Here is a 252-nt window from a genome sequence, read left to right on the forward strand (position 1 = left end):
GGTGAGGCATCCGACCGCTTTCTACCTTTGGAGGTCGATTTGACCAATGATCGCAGTGTGCAGCAGGCGATCGAGAAGACTGTGCAATGGTTCGGCGCCATCGACGTAGTCGTGAACAATGCCGGCTACGCCCAGCAAGGTACCGTCGAAGCCTTGTCGGACGAAGAGCTGCGCCGCAATTTCGAGGTCAACTTCTTCGCGCCCATGGCTGTTCTGCGCCATGCGCTGCCGCAGCTTCGCCGCCAGCGCAGT

1 protein-coding gene is annotated in these 252 nt (G+C 59.9%); it reads left to right on the forward strand.

What is annotated here, in order from left to right; genetic code table 11:
• Window positions 1–252, forward strand: a 252-nt coding sequence (locus tag SB764_RS42900; protein ID WP_410867162.1) for an SDR family NAD(P)-dependent oxidoreductase, incomplete at both ends; no start/stop codon positions are given.

It is taken from the genome of Paraburkholderia sp. SIMBA_027 (genome assembly GCF_046535315.1).
Classification (GTDB): Bacteria; Pseudomonadota; Gammaproteobacteria; order Burkholderiales; family Burkholderiaceae; genus Paraburkholderia; species Paraburkholderia tropica.